Annotated in this window: 6 protein-coding genes; 3 read left to right on the top strand and 3 right to left on the bottom strand. The window is 71.8% G+C overall.

All coding sequences use genetic code 11. The features are described 5' to 3' along the window. The coding region (locus VIM26_RS14055; protein WP_331952216.1) for an N-acetyltransferase family protein at nucleotides 1-503 on the top strand (503 nt) is incomplete at its 5' end. 83 nt (nucleotides 504-586) lie between these two features. Here the strand turns inward: VIM26_RS14055 and VIM26_RS14050 are convergent. Then, nucleotides 587-1,303, bottom strand: coding sequence for a M50 family metallopeptidase (locus VIM26_RS14050; protein WP_331952214.1), 717 nt, complete (start codon nucleotides 1,301-1,303; stop codon nucleotides 587-589). Nucleotides 1,304-1,308: 5 nt separating this feature from the next. Next, nucleotides 1,309-4,722 (bottom strand): EAL domain-containing protein, encoded by a 3,414-nt coding sequence (locus tag VIM26_RS14045; RefSeq protein WP_331952212.1) that lies wholly within the window; start codon nucleotides 4,720-4,722, stop codon nucleotides 1,309-1,311. A gap of 252 nt (nucleotides 4,723-4,974) precedes the next feature. Here VIM26_RS14045 and VIM26_RS14040 point away from each other — a divergent pair, with 252 nt between their 5' ends. Together VIM26_RS14040 and msrB are read left to right on the top strand one after the other, a co-directional pair. After that, nucleotides 4,975-6,510, top strand: coding sequence for a DEAD/DEAH box helicase (locus VIM26_RS14040; RefSeq protein ID WP_414696489.1), 1,536 nt, complete (start codon nucleotides 4,975-4,977; stop codon nucleotides 6,508-6,510). Between the two features lie 118 nt (nucleotides 6,511-6,628). Beyond that, nucleotides 6,629-7,036 carry a peptide-methionine (R)-S-oxide reductase MsrB gene (gene msrB, locus VIM26_RS14035; protein ID WP_331952208.1) on the top strand — a complete coding sequence of 136 codons (408 nt, stop codon included), beginning with the start codon at nucleotides 6,629-6,631 and terminating at the stop codon, nucleotides 7,034-7,036. A gap of 178 nt (nucleotides 7,037-7,214) precedes the next feature. Here the strand turns inward: msrB and VIM26_RS14030 are convergent, their stop codons facing one another. Further along, entirely contained in the window at nucleotides 7,215-8,672 is a 1,458-nt protein-coding gene (locus tag VIM26_RS14030) for a sugar porter family MFS transporter (RefSeq protein ID WP_331952206.1), read from the bottom strand. Between the last annotated feature and the right edge of the window lie 523 nt (nucleotides 8,673-9,195).

Genomic DNA, 9,195 nt, shown 5'->3' with positions numbered 1-9,195 from the left:
CTCGGCCCGTCACGGTCCGGCCCATGGCCGACGACGACGCGGCAGCGGTGCTCGCGATCTACGCAGAGGGCATCGCGAGCGGCACCGCAACCTTCGAGACCTCGGCGGGCACCTGGCCGGCCTGGGATGCCGGCCATCTCGCCGACCACCGCCTGGTCGCCGTGGACGAGGACAGCGACGCCGTCCTCGGCTGGGTCGCCGTCAGCGCCGTCAGCGGAAGGTGCGTCTACGCGGGCGTCGTCGAGGTCAGCATCTACGTCGCCGCCGCGGGACGGGGCCGCGGCATCGGCGGCGCGTTGCTCCGGGCGCTGGTCGAGAGCTCCGAGGCCGGCGGCGTGTGGACCCTCCAGGCGGGCGTCTTCGGGGACAACGCCGCGAGCCTCGCGCTGCTCGCCCACCACGGGTTCCGGCAGGTCGGCGTCCGCGAGCGACTCGGCGAGCTCGACGGGCAGTGGCGCGACGTCGTGCTGCTCGAGCGGCGCAGCACCCGCACCGGAACCTGAAACCCCCGAGCACCGACCGACGTGTCAGCCCGATCGCGGGCCCCAGCGCGCGCTGAGCCTGACAACTCGCAGGGGGTGGGCGGTTAGGCGACGCGCGCGATCACCAGGAGTGAGCCGCCGAGCACTCCGGTCGCGATCGTCACGGCGCCGAACACCAGCACCCACAGCAGGGCGGGGAGGCGGGTCAGCCGCGCCAGCAGGTCGGCGTCGGACCCCGGACCGCGGTGCGCGAGCAGTTCGAGGACCGGCCGCGGCGCGCCCAGCAGCAGGAACCAGGCCAGCGCGTACGCCGTCGTCGTCTGCCACTGCGGCGCCGCCCACCAGGTGACCGCGACCAGCCCGGCCCCGGTGACCAGGACGGACCACAGCCCGAACCAGTTGCGGATCTGCACGAGCATCAGCAAAAGCAGCAGCAGCAGGATCCACAGCACCGCCACCGCGTGCCCACGGGACGTGAGCCACGCGGCGCCGAGGCCGACGAGCCCCGGACCGACGTAGCCGGCGAAAGCGGTCGCGATCATGCCCGGGCCGCGCGGGTGGCCGACCGAGACCGTCAGCCCCGAGGTGTCCGAGTGCAGCCGGATTCCGGTCAGACGCCGACCGGTGAGCACCGCGACGCTCGCGTGCGAACCCTCGTGGACCAGCGTGATGACGTGCCGCGCGACCGGCCAGACCCGCGGCATCAGCACCACCAGCGCGGCGACCGCGGCGGTGGCGAGCACGACCGTGGACGACGGCGCGGGCTGGGTCGCCGTCGCTCGTTGCCAGATCTCTGTCAGGACATGCACCGGGTCAGCCACGGCGCCTACGGTACGGGCAGCACCGCGAGGTCGGCGTGGCCCGGCTCGTTGCCCAGGACCTGGTCGAGCAGGTCGGGGGCGTCCTCGCCCCGGACGGCGGGGGTGAACAGGAAGCCCTGGCCGGTGGTGCAGCCGATCTCTTGCAGGAGGGTCCGCTGGGCGTCGGTCTCGATGCCCTCGGCGACGACGGCGAGGCCGAGGGCGTTGCCCATGGCGACGATGACGCGCACGAGCTCGGCGGAGCGCGCGTCGGCCGTGAGGTTGCGGATGAAGGTGCGGTCGATCTTGAACGCGTCCACGGGGAAGCGCTGCAGGGTGGCCAGCGAGCTGTACCCGGTGCCGAAGTCGTCGATGTGCAGCCGCAGGCCGGCGTCGTGCATCTGGCGCATGAGACGAAGGGCGACCTCCGGGCGGCGCAGGATGACGCCCTCGGTGATCTCCAGGGTGAGGCGCTCCGCGGTGAGATCGTGCCGGCGCAGGCTCGCCAGGACGTGGCCGAGCAGGTCCTGGTGCCAGAACTCGCGGTCGGAGAGGTTGATCGCCACGTTCGCGACGTCCGGCCCCCACGCGGCGAGCTGGCGGCAGACCTCGTCGATCACCCAGTGGCCGAGCGGGACGATCAGGCCGACCTCCTCCATCAGGGGCAGGAACTCGTCCGGCGGGACCAGGCCGCGGTCGGGGTGGGCCCAGCGCACCAGCGCCTCGAACCGGTCGGCGCGGCCGGTGGTCAGGTCGACGATCGGTTGGTAGTGGACCTCGAACTGGTGCTCGGCCAGCGCCTGGGCCACCTCGGCGTGCAGGCGAAGGTGGTGCATCGCGCGGGCATGCATCGCCGCGTCGAAGAACGCGACGGTGCCCTTCTCGGTCGACTTCGCGTGGTACATAGCGGCGTCCGCGTCGCGCAGCACCTCCTCGGCGGACGCGTACGCGATCGCGCTGGTCACGAGGCCGAGGCTGGCCCGGATCGTGACCTCGTGGCCGTCCAGGTCGATGATCTCCCCGAGCTCGGCCTGCACCCGCTGGGCGACCAGCAGCGCCCCGTCGGCGTCAACGTCGTGCAGCAGGACCGCGAACTCGTCCCCGCCGAAGCGGGCTCCGGTGTCCACCGTGCGCAGTGCGCGCTCGATGCGGGTGCCGACCACGTTCAGCAGCCGGTCGCCCATCGGGTGCCCGAGGGTGTCGTTGATGGCCTTGAACCCGTCCAGGTCCAGGAACAGCACCGCGAACGGGGTCCGCGAGCGCTGCCACAACGCCAATGACCGGTCCAGCCGGTCCAGGAACAGCCGCCGGTTCGGCAGCCCGGTCAACGCGTCGTACAGCGCGTTCTCCCGCAGTTGATCCTCCAGGGTCCGCCGCTCATGGATGTCCGACAGCGACCCCACCACCCGCTCGACCGGGCCGTCCGGCGAGCGGACGCTGATCGCGCGGACCAGCATCCACCGGTACGAGCCGGCCGCGGTGCGGACCCGGTACTGCGAGTCGACCGTCTCCTGCTGACCGGTGGTGACCACGCGCATGCCGCGGCGCATCTCGGCCAGGTCCTCGGGGTGGACCACGGCCTGCCACTGCGCGAGGCGGCCGGTCCGGGCCTCGGGCGCGAGCCCGAGCAGGGTGCAGCACCGGTCCGAGAGGAACACGTGCTCGGTGCTCGCATCCCACTCCCACTGCCCGTCGTTGGCGGCGCGGGCGGCCAGCGCATAGCGCTCCTCGCTCTTGCGGACCGCCTCCTGAAGGCGTTTGGACTCCAGCGAGGCGCACAGCAGCGCGGCCCAGTGCTGGTAGCTCTCGCGCGCGGAGGTCGTGTCGATCTCCCCGACGACGGCGAGCAGCCCCCAGTCGCGCTCCTTGGTGCGCACCGGGACGACGACGCAGATGCCCAGGTCGTCCGCGCGAGCAGCGGAGATGAGGGCTGCGGGCGGGAAGCGTTCGGGCCGGACCGGGCTGCCGATCAGGTGCGGCAGCCGACCGTCGGGGTCGTAGGTCCCCACGATCCGCAGCCGCGAGCCGGTGTGACCGTCCTCCCACAGCGCGAGCACGCCGGCGCGGACGTGCGTCCCCGCGAGCCAGCCGAGGTGGCGCGGGTCCGAACGGCCCGCGTCGAGCAGCCCCGCGTCGACCGCGTACTGCTCGCCGATGGCGGTCTCGGTCGTCTCCGCCTGGCGCAGGAACGCGCCCGCCTGCAGCTGCCACAGGGCGGCGGCGACGCGGGGAGCGGCCGCAGCGTGGATCGGGCCACCGGCGTGCGGGGTCCGCTGGGCGCCGATCCGCCGGACGTAGACCGTCATCGCGTCCGTGATCCGGCGCAGGGTGTCCGGACGTGGGGTCAGGGCGCCGATGTCGGCGACCAGCGACGCGATGTCCGCACTCGTCAGATCGTCGCCCTTGCTGAGCAGGCGCTCGGCCTCGTCCACCACGGCGATCACCGCGTCGCGCACGGGGCCTTCGCCCATCTTCGGGCCGGTCAGCAGCGCCCCGCAGAGCACGTCCTGGAGCTCGTCGCGCAGCAGCTCCGGCGAGGTGGCGTCCGACCATTCGCGCGCCGCGTCGGCGTCGTCGGGCGCGTCGGTGGAGCATCCGCACGAGTCGCGCACCGACAGCACCACCGACGGGGAGGTGAACGCGGCGTATGGCACCTTCTCGCCGCGCATCTCGGCCAGCACGAGCCGCCCGGCGAGCGCGCCGACCTCGTCGAACCGTTGGTTGACGCTCGTGAGCGTGGGCGCGCTGAACGACCCGGCCTCGATGTTGTCGAAACCCACCACGGCGATGTCGCGCGGGACCGCCACGTCCGCGCCGGTCAGGGCGCTCATGAGCCCGATCGCGTTGCGGTCGGTCGCGACCATCAGGGCGGTCGGGCGGTCGGGGGAGTCGAGCACGTCGCGGGCCGCGCGGGCGCCGCCGGCCTGGCTGTTGTCGGGGGCGGCGAACAGGAGCGCAGGGTCGGCGTCGAGCCCGTGCGTCTCGAGGGCCTCGAGGTAGGCGGCGTAGCGGTCCTGCACGTCCGGCTGTCCGAGGTTGCCGACGAAGCCGATCCGGGTGTGCCCGTGCCCGATGAGGTGCTCGACGGCGGTGAAGGTGCCCCCGTGGTTGTCCGGCAGGGCGATCGGGGCGGCGAAGTCCAGGATCCGGGTGCTTGCGAGCACCACCGACTTGCCCGCGACGCGCAACTGCTGCAGGTAGGACCCGCGCGCCGCCGTCGTGATCGACACGACGCCGTCGACCTGGGACCACGCGATCGGGAGCGCGAAGTCGCCCGGCTGGCCGACCTCGTCGAACGGCGCCCCGGCCTCGATCGTCTCGACGATCACGAGCCGCCCGCCCGCGCTGGTGATCTCCCGGTTGAGGCCCGCGATGAGGCCGCCGAAGTAGTGCCCGCCGATGCTCGGGGTCAGCACGAGGACGGTCCGGGGGTCGGTCATGTGCCGTCGCTCTCTCCTCGGAGCAGGGCGGACCCGGCGCCTGGAGCGTCAGGGTTCCTGGGGTCCCATCGACCGGTTCCGGGCCCACGTGAGGACCGTCACCGCGGGGAATCTGTGGAGATACGTGGGACGACCTGTACACTCCTTACTCGAGGGCCGTTTCTTTGCGAGCCCCGACGTCGTGGAGCACCTGCGAGTTCACGCGGCGAGCCCCGACCCATCCACCGCCGGAAAGGCGACCTTCACATGCCTATGCCTACGTCTGCGTCCACATTCTCCGAGCTCGGAGTGCCCGAGGCGCTCGTCCACTCGCTCACCGCGAGCGGGATCACCACCCCCTTCCCGATCCAGACCGCGACCCTGCCGGACACCCTGCAGGGCCGCGACGTCCTCGGCCGCGGCCGCACCGGCTCCGGCAAGACCCTCGCGTTCACCATCCCGATGGTCGCCCGGCTCGCCGCCTCGACGGCCAAGCGCGTCCCGGCCCGCCCGCGTGCGCTGATCCTGGCCCCGACCCGCGAGCTCGCCACCCAGATCGCCACCGTCATCGAGCCGCTGGCCAGGACGCAGCGCCTGAGCCTGACCACCGTGTTCGGTGGTGTGTCCCAGGGCCGCCAGGTCAGCGCGCTCAACGGCGGCATCGACATCCTGGTGTCCTGCCCCGGGCGCCTGGAGGACCTCATCAAGCAGCGGCTCGTCTCCCTCGCGAACGTCGAGATCACGATCCTCGACGAGGCCGACCACATGGCCGACCTCGGCTTCCTGCCCGGCGTCAAGCGCCTCATGGACCAGACCCCGAAGCAGGGCCAGCGGATGCTCTTCTCCGCGACGCTCGACAACGGCGTGGACCAGATCGTCAAGCGCTACCTGAACAACCCGCTGACCCACTCGGTGGACTCCGCGGACTCCCCGGTCGCGAAGATGACGCACCACGTGCTCGCGGTGCACGACGCCGAGTCCAAGCGGCTCGTCGTCAACGAGCTCGCGTCCGGCACCGGCCGCCGGCTGCTGTTCACGCGGACCAAGCACCAGGCCAAGAAGCTCGCGAAGCAGCTCACGGCCGCCGGGATCCCCGCGGTCGACCTGCACGGGAACCTCAGCCAGCCGGCGCGCGAGCGCAACCTCGCCGCGTTCGCCTCGGGTGACGTCCGGGTGCTGTGCGCGACTGACATCGCGGCGCGCGGCATCCACGTGGACGACATCGAGCTCGTCGTGCACGTCGACCCGCCGGCCGAGCACAAGGCGTACCTGCACCGTTCCGGGCGCACCGCCCGGGCGGGCTCGGACGGCGTCGTGGTGACCGTCATGCTCCCGGAGCAGGCCGGCGACGTGAAGACCCTCACGCGCCAGGCCAAGATCAACGTCACGCCGGTGCGGGTGGGACCCGGTTCGCCGGTCATCTCCTCGCTCGTCGGTGAGGTCGCCGACATCGTGAAGCCGACCGCACCGCCGGTCTCGGTGCCGCAGGGCGGCGGGTCCCGTGGGGGCGACGTCGCCGGTGGTGGCGCGCGGCGCGGCGCCGGTCGCGGACGCCGTGGCCGCGAGGGCGCGGGGGCCAAGGGCGGCCAGGGTGGTCAGGGTGGCGGCGCCGGAGCCGGCGCCGGTCAGGGTCGGTCCGGTGGCAGCGGCCGCAGCGCCGGCGCGGGCGGGCGCTCGTCGTCCGGTTCGAACCGGCCCGCCCAGGGCGGTTCCACGGTGATGTACTCCTCGACGACCGGAAGCCGCGCAGGCAGCGGCGCGGTCGACATGTCGCGCGGCTCCGACGCGGGTCGTCGTCGCTCGCGCTGAGCACTCCACGTCGGGCGGAACCCGGCACGAACATCGCGGCCGCACGCTGTCGGGGAACCGACAGCGTGCGGCCGTTGTTCATTCTCATGACAGCTGTCGTACCACCTGAGGAGAAGTCATGACCTACGCGGTCGAGCGCACCGAGGACCAGTGGAAGCTGGAGCTCAACCCGCAGGAGTTCAACGTGCTGCGGCGCGCGGGGACCGAGCGGCCGTTCACGGGCGAGCTGCTCGGCGAGCACCGGACGGGCATCTACCGGTGCCGGGCCTGCGGGGCGGAGCTGTTCCGCTCGGAGACCAAGTTCGACGCCCACTGCGGCTGGCCGAGCTTCTACTCCCCGCTCGCGGGCGACGCCGTCGAGCTCATCGAGGACCGTGCCCTGGGGATGCTGCGCACCGAGGTGCGCTGCGCGAACTGCGGCTCGCACCTCGGGCACGTGTTCGACGACGCCCCGCGGACCCCGACCGGCGACCGGTTCTGCATGAACTCCCTCTCGCTCACCTTCGAGCCGGCACCCGAGGCCTGACAGGCTGTTCGAGGCCTGACCCGGCCGTTCGAGGCCTGACCCGGCCGGCCGAGCGGCCGCTGAGCACTTTCCACCCCGCAACGTCCGAGCGTTGACGTCCTATAGGACGTCAGCGCTCGGACGTTGCGGGTTTCTTCTGGGTTGTGCGGGGCCGGGGCCGGAGCCGGGGCCGAACGGTCTAGCGCTTGGGGGCGGCGCGGGCGACCGTGACGTCGGCCATGTCCTCGAGCTCGACGCCCTTGGTCTCGGGGATCTTCACCAGCACGAAGAAGAAGCTCAGTGCGGCGAAGACGGCGTACATCAGGTACGGCACCGTGGGGCCGAACGCCGCAAGCAGCGGCGGGAAGCTGATCGTGATCGCGAAGTTGGCGATCCACTGCGCCGCGGCAGCGAGGCCGAGCGCGGCGGCGCGGATCCGGTTCGGGAACATCTCGCCGAGCAGGACCCACACGACGGGGCCCCAGGACGCGCCGAAGAACACCACGAACAGGTTGGCCGCGACGAGCGCGATCGGGCCCCACGGGGCGGCCAGCGAGACGCCCGCGCCGGAGCCGCTGGAGTGCGTGAACGCGAGCGCCATGACGCCCAGCGCGATCGTCATCCCGGCCGAGCCGGTGAGTAGGATCGGGCGGCGCCCGATCCTGTCGACGAGCGCGATCGCGATCAGGGTGACGGCCACGTTGGTGATCGACGTGATGACCGAGGCGACGAAGGACATCTGCTCGGTGAAGCCGACGGTCTGCCACAAGGTGGTGGAGTAGTAGAAGATCACGTTGATGCCGACGAACTGCTGGAACACCGACAGCAGGATCCCGACCCAGACGATCGGCAGCAGGCCCAGCACGCTGCCGCGCAGGCTCGCCTTCGAGGTCACCGCCTTGTCGGCCTCGAGCGAGGCCTCGATCTGGGCGACCCGGGCGACCGGGTCCTCGTCGCCACCGAGCACGTCGGTGAGCACCTTGAGGGCTTCGTCGCGGCGGCCGGCGCCGACCAGGAAGCGCGGGGACTCCGGGATCCGCAGCGCGAGGATGCCGTAGATCGCGGCCGGGACGATCGAGACGAGGAACATCCACTGCCAGGCGGCGATGCCGAACAGGCTCACCTCGGACGCGCCGCCGGCGGAGTTCGCGAACACCGCGTCGGACAGCAGCGCGGCGAAGATCCCGAGCGTGATCGCGAGCTGCTGCAACGAGGCGAGGCGCCCGCGCATGGCGGCCGGGGCGATCTCGGCGATGTACGCCGGGGCGATGACCGACGCGATGCCGATGCCGAGCCCGCCGATGATCCGCCACACGATGAAGTCGCCGACGCCGACGGCGAAGGCGGAGCCGAAGCCCGAGACGAAGAACAGGATCGCGCCGACCAGCATGACCTTGGTGCGCCCGAACCGGTCGGCGAAGTGCCCGCCGAACCACGCCCCCGCGGCGCAGCCGAGCAGGGCGACGGCGACCGCGAAACCGGTGACGCCCGCGCTCAGCGCGAACTCCCCCTTGATCGCGTCGACGGCCCCGTTGATGACCGAGGAGTCGAACCCGAAGAGGAACCCACCCACCGCGGCGGCGATCGCGAGTCCGACCGCCTTGCCGTGCGAGGGATGGATCGCCGCTCTGATTGGCGCACTGCCTTGCTTACTCATGAGGCGATCGATCCTTGTCTTGATGGTCCGGACCACGGCTTCGTGGGCCTTCGACCCTAACCCTCAATGCCGTTCAGTTAGCCCGGTGGCGGTGGTCCGACTGGCCAGCAGGGGCGAGTTTTGGTCCGGATGTGCGCCGGTCACCGTGAGTCGTGCCGGACGCCACTGCCGGGTGAGCGGTGGTCGCCTGCTCGCGCCACGAAATGCGTGGTGTTGTCGTCGCCAGGAGCGATCCGCACCGACTCCCACCTCGCGGCTCGGTCGTCGCCGCTCCCGAGCCCGCCGCCCACCGTGAGTTCGCCATTCTGAGGCGAGTTCGTCGGGTCAAATTGACGAACTCACCTCAAAATGGCGAAGTCGAGCCGTGCCGGATGCCGCCGCCGGGTGAGAGGTGGTCGTCGACGTCGATTCGAGGGCGAGCTCTTGTCCTCAGAACGGCGACCTGTCACACGCTGAGCGGCATAGCCCGCGCGCTTGTTCTTTCGGAGGGGAACGTGGGGGCCTGCCCAACTGAACGGCATTG

This window comes from Pengzhenrongella sp. (genome assembly GCF_036565025.1).
In the GTDB taxonomy this organism is placed as follows: domain Bacteria; phylum Actinomycetota; class Actinomycetes; order Actinomycetales; family Cellulomonadaceae; genus Pengzhenrongella.
Note: the sequence above shows the minus strand (reverse complement) of the source record. Positions and strands in the feature narration are given on the sequence as shown.